At 55.3% G+C, this 21,335-nt stretch carries 19 protein-coding genes; 14 read left to right on the top strand and 5 right to left on the bottom strand.

Going from position 1 to position 21,335, the window contains the following annotated elements:
* The first annotated feature begins 4 nt into the window (after positions 1 to 4).
* Both modD and GSQ70_RS15100 read left to right on the top strand, forming a co-directional pair.
* Complete coding sequence (modD, locus tag GSQ70_RS15105; RefSeq protein ID WP_158783305.1) at positions 5 to 856, top strand: ModD protein; 852 nt, start codon at positions 5 to 7, stop codon at positions 854 to 856.
* A 62-nt stretch (positions 857 to 918) separates the two neighbouring features.
* A complete protein-coding gene (locus GSQ70_RS15100) occupies positions 919 to 2,880 on the top strand; it encodes a TonB-dependent siderophore receptor (protein ID WP_158783304.1) in 1,962 nt (653 codons plus the stop codon).
* Between the two features lie 16 nt (positions 2,881 to 2,896).
* Here the strand turns inward: GSQ70_RS15100 and ampG are convergent, their stop codons facing one another.
* Together ampG and GSQ70_RS15090 are read right to left on the bottom strand one after the other, a co-directional pair.
* Positions 2,897 to 4,375, bottom strand: a complete 1,479-nt coding sequence (ampG, locus tag GSQ70_RS15095; RefSeq protein ID WP_158783303.1) for a muropeptide MFS transporter AmpG — start codon at positions 4,373 to 4,375, stop codon at positions 2,897 to 2,899.
* 48 nt (positions 4,376 to 4,423) lie between these two features.
* Positions 4,424 to 5,002 (bottom strand): lipoprotein, encoded by a 579-nt coding sequence (locus GSQ70_RS15090; protein ID WP_158783302.1) that lies wholly within the window; start codon positions 5,000 to 5,002, stop codon positions 4,424 to 4,426.
* A 172-nt stretch (positions 5,003 to 5,174) separates the two neighbouring features.
* Between GSQ70_RS15090 and bolA the strand changes: the two genes are divergently transcribed.
* The 9 genes from bolA (at position 5,175) to GSQ70_RS15045 (ending at position 15,525) form a co-directional block, all read left to right on the top strand.
* The gene (gene bolA, locus GSQ70_RS15085; protein WP_158783301.1) at positions 5,175 to 5,489 is read left to right on the top strand and encodes a transcriptional regulator BolA; all 315 of its coding nucleotides are present in this window, start codon (positions 5,175 to 5,177) and stop codon (positions 5,487 to 5,489) included.
* 322 nt (positions 5,490 to 5,811) lie between these two features.
* Entirely contained in the window at positions 5,812 to 7,116 is a 1,305-nt protein-coding gene (tig, locus tag GSQ70_RS15080) for a trigger factor (RefSeq protein WP_158783300.1), read from the top strand.
* A 235-nt stretch (positions 7,117 to 7,351) separates the two neighbouring features.
* On the top strand, positions 7,352 to 7,975 hold the full coding sequence (gene clpP, locus GSQ70_RS15075; RefSeq protein WP_024967267.1) for an ATP-dependent Clp endopeptidase proteolytic subunit ClpP: 624 nt from the start codon (positions 7,352 to 7,354) through the stop codon (positions 7,973 to 7,975).
* A 121-nt stretch (positions 7,976 to 8,096) separates the two neighbouring features.
* Positions 8,097 to 9,371, top strand: a complete 1,275-nt coding sequence (clpX, locus tag GSQ70_RS15070) for an ATP-dependent protease ATP-binding subunit ClpX (RefSeq protein ID WP_158783299.1) — start codon at positions 8,097 to 8,099, stop codon at positions 9,369 to 9,371.
* Positions 9,372 to 9,560: 189 nt separating this feature from the next.
* Positions 9,561 to 11,915 (top strand): endopeptidase La, encoded by a 2,355-nt coding sequence (lon, locus tag GSQ70_RS15065; protein WP_158783298.1) that lies wholly within the window; start codon positions 9,561 to 9,563, stop codon positions 11,913 to 11,915.
* Positions 11,916 to 12,135: 220 nt separating this feature from the next.
* Positions 12,136 to 12,408, top strand: coding sequence for a nucleoid-associated protein HU-beta (gene hupB / locus GSQ70_RS15060; RefSeq protein WP_158783297.1), 273 nt, complete (start codon positions 12,136 to 12,138; stop codon positions 12,406 to 12,408).
* Between the two features lie 199 nt (positions 12,409 to 12,607).
* A complete protein-coding gene (gene ppiD / locus GSQ70_RS15055) occupies positions 12,608 to 14,479 on the top strand; it encodes a peptidylprolyl isomerase (RefSeq protein ID WP_158783296.1) in 1,872 nt (623 codons plus the stop codon).
* A 139-nt stretch (positions 14,480 to 14,618) separates the two neighbouring features.
* Positions 14,619 to 15,011 carry a helix-hairpin-helix domain-containing protein gene (locus GSQ70_RS15050; protein ID WP_158783295.1) on the top strand — a complete coding sequence of 131 codons (393 nt, stop codon included), beginning with the start codon at positions 14,619 to 14,621 and terminating at the stop codon, positions 15,009 to 15,011.
* A gap of 112 nt (positions 15,012 to 15,123) precedes the next feature.
* A complete protein-coding gene (locus GSQ70_RS15045) occupies positions 15,124 to 15,525 on the top strand; it encodes a thioesterase family protein (RefSeq protein WP_158783294.1) in 402 nt (133 codons plus the stop codon).
* Here GSQ70_RS15045 and queC read toward each other — a convergent pair.
* Positions 15,517 to 16,212: a 7-cyano-7-deazaguanine synthase QueC gene (gene queC, locus GSQ70_RS15040; RefSeq protein WP_158783293.1), complete on the bottom strand. Its 696-nt coding sequence runs from the start codon at positions 16,210 to 16,212 to the stop codon at positions 15,517 to 15,519. The genes GSQ70_RS15045 and queC overlap by 9 nt on opposite strands.
* Before the next feature lie 66 nt (positions 16,213 to 16,278).
* Positions 16,279 to 17,979: an SgrR family transcriptional regulator gene (locus GSQ70_RS15035; protein WP_158783292.1), complete on the bottom strand. Its 1,701-nt coding sequence runs from the start codon at positions 17,977 to 17,979 to the stop codon at positions 16,279 to 16,281.
* A 95-nt stretch (positions 17,980 to 18,074) separates the two neighbouring features.
* Between GSQ70_RS15035 and cof the strand changes: the two genes are divergently transcribed.
* Positions 18,075 to 18,896 carry an HMP-PP phosphatase gene (gene cof, locus GSQ70_RS15030; RefSeq protein ID WP_158783291.1) on the top strand — a complete coding sequence of 274 codons (822 nt, stop codon included), beginning with the start codon at positions 18,075 to 18,077 and terminating at the stop codon, positions 18,894 to 18,896.
* A gap of 79 nt (positions 18,897 to 18,975) precedes the next feature.
* Here the strand turns inward: cof and GSQ70_RS15025 are convergent, their stop codons facing one another.
* On the bottom strand, positions 18,976 to 20,013 hold the full coding sequence (locus GSQ70_RS15025; protein ID WP_158783290.1) for a PLP-dependent cysteine synthase family protein: 1,038 nt from the start codon (positions 20,011 to 20,013) through the stop codon (positions 18,976 to 18,978).
* 114 nt (positions 20,014 to 20,127) lie between these two features.
* Here GSQ70_RS15025 and GSQ70_RS15020 point away from each other — a divergent pair, with 114 nt between their 5' ends.
* On the top strand, positions 20,128 to 20,586 hold the full coding sequence (locus GSQ70_RS15020) for an Lrp/AsnC family transcriptional regulator (protein ID WP_158783289.1): 459 nt from the start codon (positions 20,128 to 20,130) through the stop codon (positions 20,584 to 20,586).
* A 47-nt stretch (positions 20,587 to 20,633) separates the two neighbouring features.
* The coding region (locus GSQ70_RS15015; RefSeq protein ID WP_255455418.1) for an ABC transporter transmembrane domain-containing protein at positions 20,634 to 21,335 on the top strand (702 nt) is incomplete at its 3' end.

Here is a 21,335-nt window from a genome sequence, read left to right as displayed (position 1 = left end):
CGCGATGATCTACATACCGGACAGCCTGCTCGAACGGTGGCTGCTGGAGGATATTCAGGGCGGTGACCTGACCACGCGCACGCTGGGTTTTGGATCCCGGTCCGGGCAGATGGTGTTTTCACACCGGCAGGGCGGCTGCGTGAGCGGGCTGGAGTGCGCGCGCCGAATGCTGAAGCGACTGGATCTGCAGATCGATTTCGCCGTCCGCGATGGCGAAGTGGTGGCTTTGGGAGGACTTCTGCTGACAGCAACCGGCCCGGCGCAGGCACTCCATCAGGGATGGAAAGCGGTGCAGAACGTGCTGGAGTGGAGCTGCGGCGTGGCTGACTACGTTTATCAGATGCAGCAGCGAATGAGGCAGTTCGTACCGGAAGGGCATATCGCCTGCACCCGCAAAACTATCCCCGGAACGAAATTGCTCGCCATGCAGGCTGTGTTAAACGGCGGTGGCATCATTCATCGTGCGGGATGTGCCGAAACAGTATTACTTTTTGCCAGCCACCGCCGCTTTTGCCGCGATCCTCAGGACTGGAAAGCGATGATAGCCACTCTGCGGCGGGAGGCTCCGGAAAAAGCAATCGTCGTTGAAGCGGATAACCTGCAGGAGGCAGAAGCGGCGCTGAAAGCACGGCCGGATGTTCTGCAACTGGATAAATTCACCCCGGCGGAAGTGTTGCAGGTGCAGGCAATAGCTGCACAGCTGGCACCCGAATGTCGGCTATCGGTGGCCGGAGGGATCACTCTCGCCACCGTTGAAGATTTTGCCCGCACCGGTATTGCGCTGCTGGTGACCTCGGCACCCTATTACGCCCAACCAGCGGATATTTCAGTGGTTATCAGCCCTATGGACGACTAAAGGATTCGCAAGGCTGCCACGGGCGTGGCGGCACTGCTTTATCACCGATCAGGGAAATGATCATGGAAATAAGACCTCTCACTCTTTCACTGGCTGCCACACTGGCCATCACCGGGCAGCTCCAGGCAGAAGAACAGACCCTTCAGGTCTGGTCCAGCCCGATCGCTGCCAGCCGCGATATCCTTACGCTGGACACCTTTAACCAGCTTGAAAAACACGATGCCGCTGAAGCGCTGGCTACCGTGTCCGGCGTCACGCTGGACAAGTCTGGCAACCGCAATGAAATGCTGGTTCGCGTCAGGGGCTTCGACAGCAAACAGGTCCCCATTTACTACGACGGCGTGCCGATCTATATCCCTTACGACGGCAACCTCGATCTCAGCCGTTTTCTCACCTCCGGGCTGGCTTCGCTCGAAGTATCAAAAGGTTATACCTCGCTGTTGCAGGGACCGAATCAGTTGGGCGGTTCGATTAATCTCACCACTCAGCAGCCGAAAAAACCACTGGAAGGCCGCATTGGCTACCGGCAGGGCTGGAGTCGGGGCGAACGCAATGCCAGGGACATGGATGCTTCTCTGGGCATGAAAGCTGACAGCGGGTTCCTGCAGCTTAACGGCAGCCAGTTGAAAAGGGATTTCACCGGACTTGCGCACGGCGTGACTAACCCGATAGTCGGAGAGAACGGCAAACGCAGTAACTCGGCGTCAGAGGATAAGCGCGGAATGGTTAAGCTGGGCTGGACCCCGCGTGAAAGCGATGAGTATCTCTTTAGCTGGATCGGCCAGCAGGGCAAAAAAAACAGCCCGCCGTATGCCGGAACCGCTGCCGTGCAGCCACGCTACTGGCAGTGGCCTGAATATGATAAGCAAAGTCTTTACTACCAGGGTATCACGGCATTAGGGGGGGATTTCACTCTGAAATCCCGGATCTATCACGACACATTTAAGAATACCCTGCTGATGTATAACTCTGCTGCGGCGCTGCGGAATAAGCAGGGCAATTACAGCCATTATGACGACTACAGCAACGGAGCAAGCCTGCAACTGGCCGCTAACGTACGTGACAGCGATCTGCTCTCCTTTGCCACACACTGGAAAGACGATGTGCACCGCGAGCAGGGCTCTAAAAATGGCCCGGTTGATCGTTATGCTGACCGGACCTGGTCGCTGGCGACGGAGTATCAGTGGGCGGTCGCCGATGCTCTGGATGCGGTAGCGGGCATCAGCTATGACTGGCGGCAAAGCCTGGAAGGACTGAAGCATGAAAGTAACGGCACTCTCACCCGCTATGACGGCAATCGTCAGCATGCGTTTAACTGGCAGATGCTGATGAAATACCATTTTATGGGGGGTGATACGCTCTCCTTCTCGCTGGCGGACAGAACCCGTTTTCCGACGCAAAAAGAACGTTATACCACCTCTCGTCCGGCCTATGCCGTGTCCGCGCTGGTGAATCCTCACCTTCAGCCGGAACGGGCGCAAAGCGTTGATATGAGCTGGAATGGCGCACTGAGTGAACTCTGGCGCTATGAGATCAGTGCTTATTACAATCATCTGAGCAATACCATTCTCAGCCATGATATCGATGCGCAGACGGTACAGAACCGTAACAGCGGTGAAGTGAACTATCGCGGGCTGGATTTCGGGCTGAACGGCGCGATGGGCAAAAAAGCTAAAGTGGGCCTGAACTATGGCCTGATCCACAGTGAGGTGAAGCAGCGTTCTGCCGGTAAAATTACCGGGCTGCCGAGGCAAACACTGACTACCTGGGTCACGTTCAACTGGCTTGAAAACTGGAGTATGACGCTGACGGAAGAAGCGCGTTCAGCCAGTTACAGCGACAATGCTGGTACCCGTAAAGCCGCAGGTTATGCGATCAGCCATCTTCGTACGGACCTGCAACTCGGGAAGGGATTCAGCGTTAACGCGGCTGTTCAGAATCTCTTTGATAAAGAGTATGCGCTGACAGAAGGTTTTGACGAGTCGGGAAGGCAGTTCTGGGCCGGGCTGGAATACCGTTTCTGATACTCCAGCCCGCAGGCTAAACCTGATGGGGGCGGCGCAGAGCCAGGTAATCCAGCAGGCTGCCGCAGACGATCCCCGCCACGGCCAGAATAATGCCGCTTTGCAGTAGCAGGTTCACAAGGGCACCGGCATCAAGCCAGCCGGTAGCCCTTAAAGCCAGCAGGATCAGACCGGCCGCTACCAGGGCTGCGCCGGTCTTCAGCGCTCTCAGCGCCCAGCGATAGCCGCTGGTGAAGTGGCTGCGGGGAGTAAAGTCTTCACCGCTTTGCGCCCGCTCCAGCGTGGTTTTACAGCCTGCCAGCAACAGCAGCCCCGGCAGCGCAGCCACCACCGAAAAAGCATAGAATGTTGGCCAGCCCCAGGCTTCGACAAACCAGCCCGCTACCGGCCCGACATAGACACGACCAACGGCGGAAAGGGCCGAGAGCAGGGCGAACTGGGTCGCCGAGAAGGATTTGTTGCACAGCGTCATCAGCAGTGCGACAAAAGCAGCCGTGCCCATACCGCCGCACAGATTCTCAACAAAGACCGCCGCTGCCATGCTGTAAAGGTGTTTATCGGTGACCGCCAGCCCCCAGTAGGCCAGATTGGAAACGGCCTGCAGAATGCCAAACAACATCAGCGCACGGAACAGGCTCAGACGCTGCATCAGTACGCCCCCGTAAAGTGCGCCAATAATCGTTGCGGCCAGACCAAGAGTTTTGTTGATCAGCCCGACGTCACCGGCATCAAAGCCAACGCCGCGGATCAGGAAGATGGTGGTCAGGCTGAGGGCAAATGCATCGCCCAGCTTATAAAGGACAATCAGCGAAAGGATCAGCCAGGCGTTGTTGCGGTTGAAGAAGTCACGCAGTGGCGCAATCACCGCTTCTTCCAGCGTTTTAGGCTGGGCGATGGCATCATCCGGCTCCCTCGCCATCAGCGTGGCGATCACGCCAGGGATCATCATCGCCGCCATCACCCACCAGATTGCGTGCCATCCGAAGTAGCGATCAGCCAGCCACAGCGCCAGCCCACCGGAAACCAGCATTGCCAGACGGTAACCCAGCACGCTGATTGCCGCACCGCTGCCTCGCTCTTCGGCGGGCAGCACGTCCGTCTTCCAGGCATCAAACACGATATCCTGCGAGGCGGAACAAAAGGCGACCAGCACCGCCAGCGCGGCCAGCAGGGTCAGGTCACGGGAGGGATCCATAAAGCCCATCAGCGCGATGCCGACGATCAACAGGAGCTGTGTCACCAGCAGCCAGCCACGACGACGGCCTGAAAAAGGCGGCGTGTAGCGATCCATCAGCGGTGACCAGAGGAATTTGAAGACATAAGCCTGGCCCACCAGAGAGAAGAAGCCGATGGTTTTGATATCAACGTTTTCCACTGCCATCCATGCCTGTAGCGTGCCGGAAGTCAGTGCGAGAGGTAAACCAGAGGCAAACCCAAGGATCAGAAGAAGGGCGGCATTACGTTGGGTAAAGATCTGCAGATAGTGACTGGGCATACGGACCTTAAAACACGGCCCGCCACCGCAGTGGCGGGCAAAGGCAAATTAACGGGCGTTTTGCTTGATGAACTCGTGAATGCTGGTGTCCTGAGCCATATCGGCGATCACGTCGCTGAGCGTGGAATTAACTGCGTTCGTGATTTTGGCGTTGGTGGCAGAAAATGCTCCTTCAACGCTGTAGGTCTGACGGTAGTTTTTCACCTGCTTGCTGCCATTTTTGGCGGTTGCGATGATCGAGATGTCTGCTTTAGTGGTGATGCTGTAACGCACGTTACCCTGAGTCACGTCAGCGTAAAGGTTGTTAACCACGATCTGCAGATCAACTGCGCCGTTAGGGCCAATCATATAACCACGGGCACCCATCTGCTTCTCCAGCACCTCCTGCAGCAGGAAGCGCAGATCGCGGGAAGGGGTCAGGGTGACCAGCTGGCCGTCACGGTTAACCTTGGCCAGCGCCTGGTCGCTGCGCTGATCGGCACCATTGATGCTGACGGTCACGCCCATCAGGCTGGGATCCTGCTGCGGCAGCTGAATTTTCGGAGAAACGGTGAGTGTGTTGCTGTTGCTTGCACAGCCAGCCAGAATAAATACGGCCAGCAGAGGGAAAATTATTTTTTTTAACATGCTTATTTTCTCGGTAACTAAAAGGTTTAGTGCAGACGTTACTGCGGTCATCATAACATCGCTTAAGCCAAGAGGAAGCCCTCAGAGCGCGTAAATTCATCGCCTTGCATTTTTAAACCAGCTAATATTTAAAGGGATGGGTTAGTGCCCGCTGTAGTAGAGGAGTAAAGGTATGATCCGCGAACAAATAGAAGCAAAGTTAAGAACGGCGTTTGCTCCCTTGCATCTTGAGGTCCATGACGAAAGTTACCGTCATAACGTGCCCGCCGGTGCGGAAAGCCACTTTAAAGTGGTGATTGTCAGCGACAGTTTCCTTAATCAGAGATTTCTGATGCGCCACCGTGCCATCTATGGCGCATTGGCGGATGAGCTGGCCGGCAGCGTCCACGCACTGGCTCTGCATACCTACACTGAGAAAGAGTGGGAAGGGCTGCAGGACACGGTTCCGGCCTCGCCGAACTGCCGGGGAGCCGGAACGCTGGCCTGATTATCCTGTTTTAATGCTAAGCGGCCTGCGGGCCGCTTTGTTGTTTATGGGGCAAAATGCATGCGCAAGACCGATTTTTATCAGGTTTGTGAGGCAAAAGAAGCAAAGTTAGCGAAATGGGAGGCGGTAGCAGCCTCGACTCGCTTTGAGGTTGTCGCTATAATGCTGCGTCTATTTTTCCGGAATGTCTTCGGGACGCTTCTGGTACAGGGAATGCGGTTCTGACATCAGAAGCGGTCCCGGTTCTTAGTCTCTATCCTGTTTCTTGCGGAGCAGGGAGGGTCTGAAGTTGACCGAGCACGTGATTTTTTGAGGTAATAAGATGCAAGCTTCAGTAGAAACAACTCAGGGCCTGGGCCGTCGCGTTACGATTACCGTTGATAAAGATGTGATCGAAAACGCGGTGAAAAGCGAGCTGGTCAGCGTATCTAAAAAGGTACGTATTGACGGTTTCCGCAAAGGGAAAGTGCCAATGACTGTCGTGGCACAGCGCTACGGCGCCTCTGTTCGCCAGGACGTTCTGGGCGATCTGATGCAGCGCAACTTTGTTGACGCTATCATCAAAGAGAAAATCAATCCGGCTGGTGCCCCTAACTACGTGCCAGGCGAATACAAAACCGGTGAAGACTTCACTTACGCCGTTGAGTTCGAAGTGTACCCGGAAGTTGAGCTGAAAGGTCTGGAAGCAATTGAAGTTGAAAAACCGGTTGTGGAAGTGACTGACGCCGACGTTGACACCATGCTGGACACCCTGCGTAAGCAGCAGGCCACCTGGAAAGAAACTGACCGCGCAGCGGAAGCAGAAGACCGCGCCACCATCGATTTCACCGGCTCTGTAGACGGCGAAGAGTTCGAAGGCGGCAAAGCGTCTGACTTCGTGCTGGCGATGGGCCAGGGTCGTATGATCCCGGGTTTTGAAGAGGGCGTAGTCGGTCACAAAGCTGGCGAAACCTTCACTATCGACGTGAACTTCCCGGAAGATTACCACGCTGAAAACCTGAAAGGGAAAGCAGCGAAGTTTGAAATCGTGCTGAAGAAAGTTGAAGAGCGTGAACTGCCAGAATTCACCGAAGAGTTCATCAAGCGTTTCGGCGTGGAAGATGGTTCTGTGGCCGGTCTGCGCACCGAAGTGCGTAAAAACATGGAGCGTGAGCTGAAAGGTGCCGTGCGTAACCGTGTCAAGACTCAGGCAATCGACGGTCTGGTCAGCGCTAACGATATCGAAGTGCCAACTGCACTGATCGATGGCGAAATCGACGTGCTGAAGCGTCAGGCTGCACAGCGTTTTGGCGGCAACGAGAAGCAGGCTCTGGAACTGCCACGTGAGCTGTTCGAAGAGCAGGCTAAGCGCCGCGTTGTTGTTGGACTGCTGTTGGGTGAAGTAATCCGCACTCACGAGCTGAAAGCTGACGAAGACCGTGTTAAAGCGCTGATCGAAGAAATGGCTTCTGCTTACGAAGATCCACGTGAAGTGATTGAGTTCTACAGCAAGAACAACGAGCTGATGAACAACATGCGTAACGTCGCTCTGGAAGAGCAGGCTGTTGAAGCCGTGCTGGAAAAAGCGAAAGTGACCGAAAAGGCCACTAACTTCCAGGAACTGATGAACCAGACCCAGACGGCCTGATTCACTGATTCTGAAGGATAATCAAAAGCCCGCGGTTGTGACGATCGCGGGCTTTTTGCATTTATCAGATGCGCGGAGTGTGATAACAGCGCTTATTCGCTCATTTATCCGGCAAATTATCGACTAAGCTACTTTTCCTGGTTAGCAGTTGATAAAAACGTTGTTATGCTTGAATCAGTGGGGCAGCATCCCCAGATAGGTATCCGGCCAAGTGAAATTTATCCAGGAGACGATAATGTCATACAGTGGCGAACGTGAACAAACAGCACCTCATATGGCATTAGTGCCAATGGTGGTTGAGCAGACCTCTCGCGGAGAGCGCTCTTACGACATTTTTTCCCGCCTGCTCAAGGAACGTATCATCTTTCTGACCGGTCAGGTCGAAGATCATATGGCGAACCTGATCGTCGCCCAGATGCTGTTCCTGGAAGCTGAGAACCCGGAAAAAGATATCCACCTTTACATCAACTCCCCTGGCGGCGTGATCACTGCGGGCATGTCAATCTATGACACCATGAAGTTCATCAAGCCTGATGTCAGCACCATCTGTATGGGGCAGGCCTGTTCCATGGGCGCGTTCCTGCTGACCGCCGGAGCCAAAGGCAAGCGTTACTGCCTGCCAAACTCCCGCGTGATGATCCACCAGCCGCTGGGCGGCTACCAGGGTCAGGCGACGGATATTGAAATCCACGCGCGTGAAATCCTGAAGGTCAAACAGCGTATGAATGAGCTGATGGCGGAACATACGGGCAAAACTCTTGAAGAAATCGAGCGTGACACAGAACGTGACCGTTTCCTGTCCGCCAGCGAAGCTGTAGAGTATGGTCTGGTAGATTCCATTCTGACGCATCGCACTTAAGCCCATCGCCTCTGAGTCGTCTATAGTTACTGCAGGGGCGTAAGCGACGAATGAGGGTGCCGCCAGGCGGCATCATCGCCGCAATAAAGTGCGGACGAAGAAAAACAGAAGAGGTTAACTGATGACAGATAAGCGCAAAGACGGTTCAGGAAAGCTGCTGTACTGCTCTTTTTGCGGCAAAAGCCAGCATGAAGTGCGCAAGCTGATTGCCGGCCCGTCAGTGTATATCTGCGATGAGTGTGTCGACTTATGTAACGACATCATTCGCGAAGAGATTAAAGAAGTCGCGCCGCATCGCGAGCGTAGTGCGCTGCCGACGCCGCATGAAATCCGCCATCACCTCGACGATTACGTTATCGGTCAGGAAAGAGCGAAGAAAGTGTTGGCAGTGGCGGTCTACAACCACTATAAACGTCTGCGTAACGGCGATACCAGCAACGGCATCGAGCTTGGCAAAAGTAACATTCTGCTGATCGGCCCGACCGGTAGCGGTAAGACACTGCTGGCCGAAACCCTGGCTCGCCTGCTGGACGTTCCGTTCACCATGGCCGATGCCACCACCCTGACCGAAGCCGGTTATGTGGGTGAAGACGTCGAGAACATCATTCAGAAGCTGCTGCAGAAGTGCGACTATGACGTACAGAAAGCGCAGCGTGGGATCGTTTATATCGATGAAATCGATAAAATCTCCCGCAAATCTGATAACCCTTCCATCACCCGCGACGTGTCGGGTGAGGGCGTTCAGCAGGCACTGCTGAAACTGATTGAAGGGACCGTGGCTGCCGTGCCACCGCAGGGTGGACGCAAGCATCCGCAGCAGGAATTCCTGCAGGTTGATACCTCCAAAATCCTGTTTATCTGTGGCGGGGCGTTTGCTGGCCTGGATAAAGTGATCTCGCAGCGCGTGGAAACTGGATCCGGTATTGGCTTTGGTGCCACGGTGAAAGGCAAATCGCAGAAAGCGACGGAAGGTCAGCTGCTGGAACAGGTTGAGCCGGAAGATCTGATAAAATTTGGTCTGATCCCTGAGTTCATCGGTCGTCTGCCCGTCGTGGCAACGCTGAATGAACTGAGCGAAGAAGCGCTGATCCAGATCCTGCGTGAACCGAAAAATGCCCTGACCAAGCAGTATCAGGCATTATTCAATCTGGAAGGCGTGGAACTGGAGTTCCGCGACGAAGCCCTGACGGCGATTGCCAAAAAGGCGATGTCACGCAAAACCGGTGCACGTGGCCTCCGCTCCATCGTGGAAGGTGCGCTGCTGAATACCATGTATGACCTCCCTTCAATGGACGACGTGGAAAAAGTGGTGATTGACGATTCAGTGATCGACGGCCAGACCGAACCGATGCTGATCTATGGAAAACACGAAGCGCAGCAGGCTTCTGGTGAATAAATAACCACATCTTTCCAGTCAGTTATCTTAAAAAGGGGGAAATTTTTCCCCCTTTTGTTTTTCTCTCGCACAGAACGTTGAATGTCTTACATTCATCCCCATATACTCAACTACCTGTGGGTAAAACTGCTATGAGTGTCTGTTGCGGTTCCCATCACCCTGGCGGAAATTAAACTAAGAGAGAGCTCTATGAATCCTGAGCGTTCTGAACGCATTGAAATCCCTGTGTTGCCGTTGCGTGACGTAGTGGTTTATCCGCACATGGTAATTCCGTTGTTTGTTGGCCGTGAAAAATCGATTCGCTGCCTTGAAGCGGCCATGGATCATGACAAAAAGATCATGCTGGTCGCTCAGAAAGAGGCTTCAACGGATGAACCTGGCATTAACGATCTCTTCTCTGTAGGGACCGTGGCTTCCATCCTGCAGATGCTGAAGCTGCCTGACGGCACGGTTAAAGTGCTGGTAGAAGGTCTGCAGCGTGCGCATATCACCACGCTGGCTGACAATGGCGACCACTTTACTGCCCAGGCCGAATACCTGGCCTCGCCGGAAATTGACGAGCGCGAGCAGGAAGTGCTGGTGCGTACGGCCATCAATCAGTTTGAAGGCTACATCAAACTGAACAAAAAAATCCCTCCTGAGGTGCTGACTTCACTGAACAGCATCGAGGATGCGGCGCGCCTGGCCGATACCGTGGCCGCCCATATGCCGCTGAAGCTGGCCGATAAACAGTCCGTGCTGGAAATGTCAGATGTGAACGAGCGTCTGGAATATCTGATGGCGATGATGGAGTCGGAGATTGACCTGCTGCAGGTTGAGAAGCGCATTCGTAACCGCGTCAAAAAGCAGATGGAAAAAAGCCAGCGCGAGTACTACCTGAACGAACAGATGAAGGCGATTCAGAAAGAGCTGGGCGAGATGGATGATGCGCCTGACGAAAATGAAGCCCTGAAACGCAAAATCGACGCGGCGAAAATGCCGAAAGAGGCGCGTGACAAAACCGAAGCCGAGCTGCAGAAGCTGAAGATGATGTCGCCGATGTCCGCTGAAGCTACCGTGGTTCGTGGTTATATCGACTGGATGGTGCAGGTTCCGTGGAATGCGCGCAGTAAGGTGAAGAAGGATCTGGTGAAGGCGCAGGAAACGCTGGATACCGACCATTTCGGCCTGGAGCGGGTGAAAGACCGTATCCTGGAATATTTAGCCGTGCAGAGCCGCGTCAGCAAAATCAAAGGGCCGATCCTGTGTCTGGTGGGGCCTCCTGGCGTGGGTAAAACCTCTCTGGGTCAGTCCATTGCCAAAGCTACAGGCCGTAAATATGTGCGGATGGCGCTGGGTGGCGTGCGTGACGAAGCGGAAATCCGTGGTCACCGCCGTACCTATATCGGCTCCATGCCGGGCAAACTGATCCAGAAAATGGCGAAAGTTGGGGTGAAAAACCCACTGTTCCTGCTGGATGAGATCGACAAGATGTCTTCTGACATGCGCGGCGATCCGGCTTCCGCCCTGCTGGAAGTGCTCGATCCGGAACAGAACATTGCCTTTAACGATCACTATCTGGAAGTGGATTACGATCTCTCCGATGTGATGTTCGTGGCAACGTCTAACTCAATGAACATCCCGGCTCCGCTGCTGGATCGTATGGAAGTTATCCGCCTGTCGGGTTACACCGAGGACGAGAAACTCAATATTGCCAAACAGCACCTGCTGTCCAAGCAGATTGAGCGTAATGCCCTGAAGCCAAGTGAGCTGACCGTGGATGACAGCGCGATTGTGGGCATCATCCGCTACTACACCCGCGAGGCTGGTGTGCGTAGCCTTGAGCGCGAACTGTCCAAGCTGTGCCGTAAGGCAGTGAAAACGCTGCTGATGGACAAATCCATCAGGCATATTGAGATCAATGCGGACAACCTGAAAGATTATCTGGGCGTACAGCGCTATGACTACGGTCGTGCCGACAGCGAAAACCGCGTGGGTCAGGTAACGGGTCTGGCGTGGACGGAAGTCGGCGGCGACCTGTTAACCATCGAAACCGCCTGCGTGCCGGGCAAAGGCAAGCTGACCTACACCGGTTCACTGGGTGAAGTGATGCAGGAGTCCATTCAGGCAGCGCTGACCGTGGTGCGCGCCCGTGCGGAGAAGCTGGGTATCAACAGCGACTTCTATGAAAAACGCGACATCCACGTGCACGTACCTGAAGGGGCAACGCCGAAGGATGGTCCAAGTGCCGGTATCGCAATGTGCACCGCGCTGGTCTCCTGCCTGACAGGTAACCCTGTGCGTGCTGATGTTGCGATGACCGGTGAGATCACGCTGCGCGGTCAGGTTCTGCCAATCGGCGGCCTGAAAGAAAAACTGCTGGCTGCACACCGTGGTGGCATCAAAACCGTGCTGATCCCGGATGAAAATAAGCGCGATCTGGAAGAGATTCCGGACAACGTTATTGCCGATCTGGACATCCATCCGGTCAAGCGTATTGAGGAAGTGCTGACCCTGGCACTGCAAAATGCGCCTTACGGCATGCAGGTTGCCACCGCAAAATAGTGATTTAAGACAAAAAGACCACAAAACCAGAGCTGGCAGGCAAATTCGGACTTGCCAGCTTTTTTTTGTGCCGCTAATTTAGAGGGCTGTTAAGCCAGTGAAGGCCAGAGCATGCGGCATCCTGTTACGGCTCAACAGACAAAAATCTTACATAACTGATGCGCGTTCGTGGCAGGTGGGAAGCCTGACCGCGAAGTGAATAATCATAGGGGATGATTGAGTGAATAAGTCACAGTTGATCGACAAAATCGCTGCAAATGCTGATATTTCTAAAGCGGCAGCCGGACGTGTATTAGATGCTTTTATGGGTTCTGTTTCTGATTCCCTGAAAGCAGGCGATGAAGTCGCGCTGGTTGGTTTCGGGACCTTCTCTGTTCGTGAGCGTTCAGAGCGTACCGGTCGTAATCCACAAACCGGCAAAGAAATTACTATCCCAGCGGGTAAAGTACCAGGCTTCCGTGCCGGTAAAGCGCTGAAAGACGCCGTTAATTAAGGCGTTCTGAGCAATTTCTCTGGTCACAATGAGGACTGTCCAGGCGTTCTCATGTACCATACGGGGCACATCAGGATACTGATGTGCCTTTTTTTCAACGATCACCGGGCCTGATACGCAGCGGCGTGGAGCGTTCCTGGGAACGTGGGACGAAAGCTCAAGGTTTTACATTCACACTACAGCGGAGTGTTGTCACACCATGATGGACAATTTACGCGCGGCGTCGAACCATGTCGTGCTCAAAATTATATTGGGTCTGATCTGCCTGTCTTTTATCCTGACCGGGGTGGGCAACTACCTGATTGGCGGCAACGGGGATTATGCAGCCAAAGTTAACGGGCAGGAAATCAGCCGCGCACAGCTTGAAAGAGCGTTCTCCAGCGAGCGTTCACGCCAGCAGCAGCAGCTGGGCGATCAGTTCTCCCAACTGGCGAGCAACCCGGCCTATCTGCAGCAGGTCCGCCAGCAGGCGCTGTCTCAGCTGATCGATGAACGCTTACTGGATCAGTATGCGAAAGACCTCGGCCTGGCGATCAGCGACGCACAGATCAAGCAGGCGATCTTCAGCCAGCCCGCTTTCCAGACTAACGGCAAGTTCGACAACGCCAAATATCTGGGCATTATCAATAACATGGGCTTTTCGGCCGATCAGTATGCGGAAGCACTGCGTAAGCAGCTGACTACCCAGCAGCTGGTGGCCTCTGTCACTGGTACCGACTTTATGCTGACGAGTGAAACCGATGCGCTGGCCGCTCTGGTTTCTCAGGAGCGTCTGGTGCGCGAAGCGACGATCAATGTGAGCGCACTGAGCGCAAAACAGACCGTCAGCGACGAAGAAGTGAAGAACTACTACGAGCAGAACAAAAACAACTTCATGACGCCTGAGCAGTTCCGCGTCAGCTATATCAAACTGGATGCGGCTTCCCTGCAGGAAACGGCCAGCGAGAGCGATATCCAGAGCTGGTACGATCAGCATCAGGCGGATTACACCCAGCCGCAGCGCAGCCGCTTTAGCATTATTCAGACCAAAACTGAGGCTGATGCCCAGTCGGTGTTGGATGCGCTGAAGAAAGGCGGTGACTTTGCCGCGCTGGCGAAGCAGAAATCAGCTGACCCGATCTCCGCACGTAACGGTGGTGACATGGGCTGGCTGGAGCCGGACACCACGCCGGACGAGCTGAAAAACGCAGGCCTTACTCAGAAAGGTCAGCTTTCTGGCGTGATTAAGTCTTCCGTGGGCTTTATCGTCGCCCGCCTGGATGATGTGCAGGCACAGCAGGTCAAACCGCTGTCTGCCGTTCACGACGATATTGCCGCGAAAGTGAAGCAGGAAAAAGCGGTTGATGCCTATTACAAACTGCAGCAGAAAGTCAGTGATGCAGCCAGCAACGACAACGAGTCACTGGCAGGTGCTGAAGAAGCCGCAGGCGTAAAAGCGGTGGAGACGGGCTGGTTCAGCCACGACACCCCTCCGGCAGAGCTGAACTTCAAACCAGTTGAGCAGGCTATTTTCAACGGCGGCCTGGTCGGTGAGAACGGCGCGCCGGGCAGCAACTCGGACATCATTACCGTCGATGGCGACCGTGCTTTTGTGCTGCGTATCAGTGCCCACAAACCTGAAGCGGTGAAACCGCTGAGTGAAGTGACCGCTCAGATCACCGACATGCTGAAAACTGAAAAAGCGCAGAAAGAAGCGAAAGCGCAGGCAGAGAAGCTGATGGCCGATCTGAAAGCGGGCAAAGGCGATGAGGCGATGAAAGCGGCCAACCTCAGCTTCAGCGCGCAGAAAACGCTGACCCGTAACGGTCAGGATGCCATCACCCAGTCCGCCTTTACCATGCCGCTGCCGGAGAAAGACAAGCCGGGTTATGCGGTCAGTGAAGATGGTCAGGGCAATGTGGTGCTGGTGGCGCTGGATCAGGTTCGCAGCGGTTCAATGCCGGATGGGCAGAAGAAAGCGATGATTCAGGGCGTGACGCAGAACAACGCGCAGATCGCGTTTGAAGCTCTGCTCAGCAACCTGCGTAAAGAAGGCAAAATCAAATACGGTGCAGCTGCACAGGCCCAGTAAGCCTCGCACATTTTTTGCAACGCAATGCAATATCAAAGGCCGCTTATGCGGCCTTTTCCATTTCTGTTTTCTGCCGTTTGTGATGGTGCCGGGGCAGGAGTACCCTGGCTTCGCTGTCAAATACATGGAGGAAAACAGCATGCAAAACAAAGTAGTTTCAGCGTTGAGCTTTGCCTTACTGATTGGCACTGCAATGTTACCGGCTCAGGCCGAACAGGCGAACACAGTGGCAACGGCCACCGGACAGGTCAGTGCACCTGTGAGCGGGCAGGCCAGCGCAGAAGCTGGTCAGAACAGCTCTCCACGTAGCCAGGGGGCTTCTCCGTCCGCACTGGGCGGTCAGGTCAGCATTAACCAGGCAACGGCTGAGGAGCTGGCCGCCGCGCTGAATGGCGTTGGGCTGAAAAAAGCTCAGGCTATTGTCAGCTACCGCGAGGAGTACGGCGACTTCACTCAGGTCGAACAGTTGAAAGAGGTGCCGGGGATGGGCAATGCGCTGGTGGAGCGGAATCTGTCACGGCTGAAACTGTGATCGCCTTCGCGACTTTGCGACAGCGCGTCTCCCGCTTAATGGCGGGCTGCTAATCTGTCAGAGGTCATACCAGTTGGTGTGGCCTCTATTTTTTAAAAGGGGCAGAAGCGCTATGCAGACCACGATTAAAGTTCGCGGCTATCACCTGGATGTCTATCAGCACGTTAACAATGCCCGCTACCTGGAATTTCTGGAGGAGGCGCGCTGGGCCTGGCTGGAAAAGCTGGAGGCTTTTGACTGGATGACGGAAAACCGGCTGGCTTTTGTGGTGGTGAATATCAATATTAATTATCGCCGCCCGGCGGTGCTTGGTGACGTACTGGAAATCAACAGTCAGCTACTGGAGCTGGGGGGCAAAAGCGGGGTGATTGGTCAGACCGTCATCCTGTCACCGGGCGGCGAAGCCGTAGCGGATGCACGGCTGACCTTTGTCTGTATCGATCTGCGCACGCAAAAAGCGCAGCCGATGGAGGGAGAGCTGAAGCGCAGGATGGAGCAGATGCTGTCAGCGTAAACCCGTCTTGCGCTGCATTTCCTGCATCACGGTAGCGCTGCTGATCTGATACTCCTTTAGCCCGTTGGCGCGTAAATGGCAGGCAGCACATTCGCCACAGCCGTCGCCCTTCAAGCCGTTGTAGCAGGTCAGAGTTTCGTTTCGCACCAGCGGCAGTTGCTGCCAGTAGTCGGCCAGCGCCCAGGTTTCCGCTTTGTTCAGCCACATCAGCGGCGTTTCGAAGCGTACGGGGCGCGCCATTCCCAGCTCTACCGCGTGATTCAGTGCCTTCACAAACTCATCGCGGCAATCGGGATAGCCGGAAAAGTCAGTTTCACACACGCCGGTGATCACCGCTTCGGCTTCAACCTGGTATGCATAGATTGAAGCCAGGGTCAGAAAGAGGATATTGCGGCCCGGGACAAAGGTACTTGGCAGACCGCTGGCATCCGGATCGTAAGCAGGGACGGGAATGCTGTCGCGCGTCAGGCTGCTGACCGCCAGCTCATTGAGCAGGGTTACGTCCAGCACCTTGTGCGCACGGGCGCCCAGATCGCGGGAGAGTTGCTGCGCAATATCGATTTCCGCGCGGTGACGCTGGCCGTAGTCGAAGGTGATGCAGTGCACCTCGTCATACTGCTTTAATGCCTGAATCAGACAGGTTGTTGAGTCCTGACCACCGCTGAAAACCACTACTGCACGTTTCATACTGTTCACCTTATTTATTTGTTGCGCCGTATGGTACTGCCTGATGGAGCGGAAGCCCAGACCTGTTCACGGGATTGCCACCGGCGGCGGGATCCACGCGCGGGAAAAATCAAACCAGCCCCAGGCATTCAGCGCGATGCCTTCCACGCCCGGCGGGGCGCTGACCTGATAACGATAGTTGAACAGTGGCGTCACTGCCGCCCGTGCCATCAGCTGTTGAAACGTCTCACGCAACCCCTGCAGGCGCAGCGCCTCATCAGGCTCCTGCTGAATTTTGCTGAGCCTGTTCAGCAGTCTGGCAAAATCCTTTTTTCCCAAAACTGCCGGCCATAACGGATCGAGCCGAAGCCAGCTTTCCAGGGTAAACTCTGGCGCTTCACCAATCAGCCGGTCGCCCATAATAATATCGGCGCTTTCCAGTCCGTTGTAGCCCCGCCAGTCTTTTCCGTTGTGGAAATGCAGCGTCAGTTCGCAGCCTTCCCCGTCCAGCACCTCTTTGAGTTTTTCTGCCATCACATGCAGCTCAACCGGCAGGTGGTAGTGCAGGCTGAGCTTTTCCGGCAAAGGCTCGTCATGGTATGGCTGCGTTTCAGGCAGGGACCAGCCGGGCAGCATCTCCTGGCTGGGCATGATCAGACCTTCTTCCAGCGGTAGCTGATCGACCAGCTGCTTACGGCGGATTAACGTCATTAGTGACAGTGCCTGCCAGGCCGAGAGGTTGGTGTTGGGGCGCAGGGCCAGATAGCAAAAGCCCAGGCTGATGCGGCGGCTGACCGGACGCAGCAGCGACAGTTCATGATCCTCACCGATAGCAATCTGTACCGGATGGCGGCAGCTGGAGCCAAGCGCTTTATCGAACAACTGCGGGGTGATCCAGTATTCCACCGCCTGCATCAGCGGCAGGGCACCATGATAGCGTTCATGGTTCTCAATTCTGACCAGCCCGGCAGACCAGCTGGCCAGACGCCACGGACCTGTGCCCAGTTGTTTATCTTCCGGATGGGTCAGCAGGCAGGGTACGGTAGCCAGGCGGTAAGCCAGCCAGTTGTCCGGTTGATGGAGATCGATGCGCAGGCACATTGCCTGCGGCAGGGAAAGCGACTTAACGCTGCTCAGCAGCCGTTGTCCTTCCGGATTAGCCAGTATCTGTTGCAGGCGTTGCAGTAGCTGTTGTGAAGAGACTCGCTCACCGTTGTGCCAGTAAAGTTGCGGGCGCAGGAAGAAAAACCAGCTCAGCCCGTCTTCACTGCACTGCCAGTGGTGGGCCAGATCGGCCACTACCTGATCATCTTCGAAGCGCGTCAGGCCGGAAAACAGCTGTTTCGCCAGATGCTGCTCCGCCCGTCCGGGCAGTTCTGAGGGATCGAGTGGATCGAGCTGCCGGTAGTAAGGGATACGTAACGTAGGGCGGTCATCCAGCCACTGGCCGCCCATAAAGGGTTTCAGCAGCTGGCTGAGCTGATCCGGTTCGATCTGCACCAGCTGCAGGGCCTGATGAGGCAACCCCTGATCGAGCTGTTGTTGCAGCAGGACACTGCGCAGGTGCTCGGGAGATTCGATAAAACTCAACTCGCCGCGTTTGCCCCGGCCGGACTGCGACTGCCAGCTCAGCCAGCCCTGCTGCTGCCATTGGCTGAGCAGGGTACGGGCATGCCGCTCGCTGCAGAAGCAGTGCAGGGCAATCTCTGCCACGCTGGTCAGCTGCATTTTGCCCTGACTGATTTGCCACAGGCGCTGATACTGGTTAAGGCGATTAAGCTGACGCATAGTAAACCCGGAACAGTTTTTCAAAAGTATTCACTATTAGTTCCGTAAATACCAGGGGATACTCAGCCATCGGTGAATCATCTTCAGGAGTGACAATGGCTCGTCTGGCAGCGTTTGATATGGATGGCACTTTACTGATGCCTGACCATCAGTTAGGAACGACCACCATCAGGGCGCTCCATGCGCTGGCGGAACGCGGCGTGATCCTGGCTTTTGCCACCGGTCGTCACTGGCAGGAGATGCAGCCGCTGATTGCCGGTTTGCAGCTCAGTGCTTATCTGATCAGCGGTAACGGCACCCGCGTTCATGACCAGCAGGGCAATTTGCTGGCAGGCACTGACCTGTCACCGGAGGTGGCCGAACAGGTGATCCACACCCGCTGGGATACCACTGCCAGTCTGCACGTGTTCAACGACGATGGCTGGCTGACACAGGACGATGTCCCGGAAGTTCTCCATGCCCATCAGATGAGTGGTTTCCGCTATCAGCTCACCGACCTGAAACGCCTTCCGGCACACCAGGTGACGAAAATTTGTTTTATTGCCGATCATGAAGAGCTTTGCCAGCTACAGGGTCAGTTGCGTGATGCACTGGGCGATCGTGCCCATTTCTGTTTCTCTGCGCGGCACTGTCTGGAAGTGATGCCGGTGGGCTGTAATAAAGGCAGCGCGCTGGCTGCGCTGACTGCCTCGCTGGACCTGAGCCTGGCTGAATGCATGGCCTTTGGCGACGCCATGAACGACCGTGAAATGCTGGAAAGCGTCGGACGCGGCTTTATCATGGGCAATGCGATGAGCCAGCTGAAAGCGCTGCTGCCCCATTTACCCGTTATCGGACATTGCGAGACACAGGGCGTGTCTCATTATCTTAACCACTGGCTTACCAACCCCAACCTCGCCTATTCCCCCGAATACTGAGGCCCGCTTCCAGTGTGCCGGAGAGGATGTCCGGCTTTTTATCAGCCACCCGACCCACAGACCAGCCATGTATACAGGCTTAATTCAGAAGCTGTTGCTGCCATGCGCTGATATCACCAATGTTCTGCGTCACCCATTCCGGATTGTAGTAAGTCTCCAGATAACGCTCGCCGCTGTCGCACATCAACGTAACAATCGAACCATTGCGATTCTCTTCCTTCATCCATTTCGCTACCGTCAGGGCACCCCAGACATTGGTACCGGTGGACGGCCCTGCTTTGCGCCCCAGCTGTTTCTCCAGCCACAGCATGGTGGCGATACTGGCGGCGTCGGGCACTTTGAGCATCTGATCGACCACTTCAGCAATAAAAGAGGGCTCGACGCGCGGACGACCGATCCCTTCAATTTTGCTGCCGCAGGCATTGCTCAGCGACTTGTCACGCAGGTGCCAGTATTCGAAGAAGACTGAATTTTCCGGATCCACCACCATCAGCTTAGTCGGATGGCCCTGATAGCGCAGATAGCGGCCAAGAGTGGCCGAGGTGCCGCCCGTACCGGCGCTCATTACAATGGTGTCCGGAATGGGGAACGGCTCGCTCTTCATCTGCTGAAAAATACTGTCGGCGATATTGTTATTGCCGCGCCAGTCGGTTGCGCGTTCCGCATAGGTGAATTGATCCATGAAATGGCCGTTCAGCTCGCGAGCCAGCCGCTCTGATTCTGCATACATCTGGCAGGGATCGGAGACAAAGTGGCAGCGGCCGCCGTAGAAAGCGATCTGTTCGATTTTGCGCTTTGCGGTGGTTGCAGGCATCACTGCAATAAACGGCAGGCCGAGCAAACGGGCAAAATAGGCTTCGGAAACGGCGGTACTGCCCGAAGAGGCTTCGATAATCGGCGTGCCCTCTTTAATCCAGCCGTTGCACAAGCCATAGAGAAACAGCGATCGCGCCAGCCGGTGCTTGAGGCTGCCGCTCGGATGGGTGCTTTCATCTTTCAGGTAGAGCCAGATGCCAGGATAAGCAGGCAGCGGCACCCGCATCAGGTGGGTATCTGCCGAGCGCTGCACATCGGCGTTAATCTCTTGTATTGCACGGGAAACCCATGAGTCGTTCATCTGTTCTGCCCTGGTGAAATTTTGCTAAAGCGTACGGCATTAACGGGAAAAAAGGTTTACTCTCTTTGCTTTATAATCGGTCTTTAAGAGAAAGTTATTCTCCCGGAGTGGCAAATGACAGATAAAACCGACCTGAAACTACTGGCGCTCCTGCAGCAGGACTGTACGCTGTCGCTGCAGGCGCTGGCTGATGCGGTCCATCTGACCACAACGCCGTGCTGGAAACGCTTGAAAAGGCTGGAAGATGAGGGCTATATTCGCGGCCGGGTGGCGCTGTTAGATCCGGAGAAACTCTCACTGTCACTCACTGCCTTTATGCTGATCAAAACTCAGCAGCACAGCAGCAGCTGGTATCAGCAGTTCGTTGAAGTGGTGCAGGGGATGCCGGAAGTGATGGGTTGCTACCGCATGGCCGGGGAATACGACTACCTGCTGCGTATTCAGGTAGCCGATATGAAGACTTACGATGCCTTTTATAAGCGTTTAGTGAACGGGGTTCCAGGTTTGCTGGACGTCACTTCGAGCTTTGCGATGGAAGAGATAAAATACACCACGGCGTTGCCGCTGAACTGATGGCCGCCTGATGATCACCTCGCTCAAACTTAACCGGGATGTTTACTGTGCGACTGTTTAGCCAATTAAGCTGGTACTTTATTCGCGAATGGCGGCGCTATCTGGGGGCCGTGTTCCTGCTGATTATTATCGCGTTGCTACAACTGCTGCCACCGAAAATTGTTGGCATTATTGTGGATAGCGTGACTCACCAACAGATGAGCGGATCGCGGCTGATGATGTGGATCGGCGTAATGCTGATCACTGCCGTGGTGGTCTATCTGCTGCGCTACGTCTGGCGTGTGCTATTGTTCGGTGCTTCTTATCAGCTGGCGGTTGAACTCCGCCAGGACTTTTACCGGCAGCTTAGCCGTCAGCATCCTGAATTCTACCTGCGCCATCGTACCGGGGATCTTATCGCCCGCGCGACCAACGATGTGGATCGCGTAGTGTTCGCCGCTGGCGAAGGGGTGCTGACGCTGGTCGATTCGCTGGTGATGGGGCTGGCAGTGCTGATCGTGATGAGCACGCAAATCAGCTGGCAGCTGACCCTGCTGGCGCTGTTGCCGATGCCGATCATGGCGCTGGTGATCAAGCGCTATGGCGATCAGCTGCATCAGCGCTTCAAGCTGGCGCAGGCGGCGTTCTCCTCGCTGAACGATCAGACTCAGGAAAGCCTGACCAGTATCCGGATGATCAAGGCTTTCGGTCTGGAAGATCACCAGTCCGGACAGTTTGCCGAAATCGCCCGCGACACCGGGAAGAAAAAC

It is taken from the genome of Pantoea sp. BAV 3049 (genome assembly GCF_009765445.1).
GTDB lineage: Bacteria > Pseudomonadota > Gammaproteobacteria > Enterobacterales > Enterobacteriaceae > Erwinia.
The sequence above is the reverse complement of the archived record's forward strand: the minus strand, read 5'-3'. Positions and strand labels throughout refer to the sequence as shown.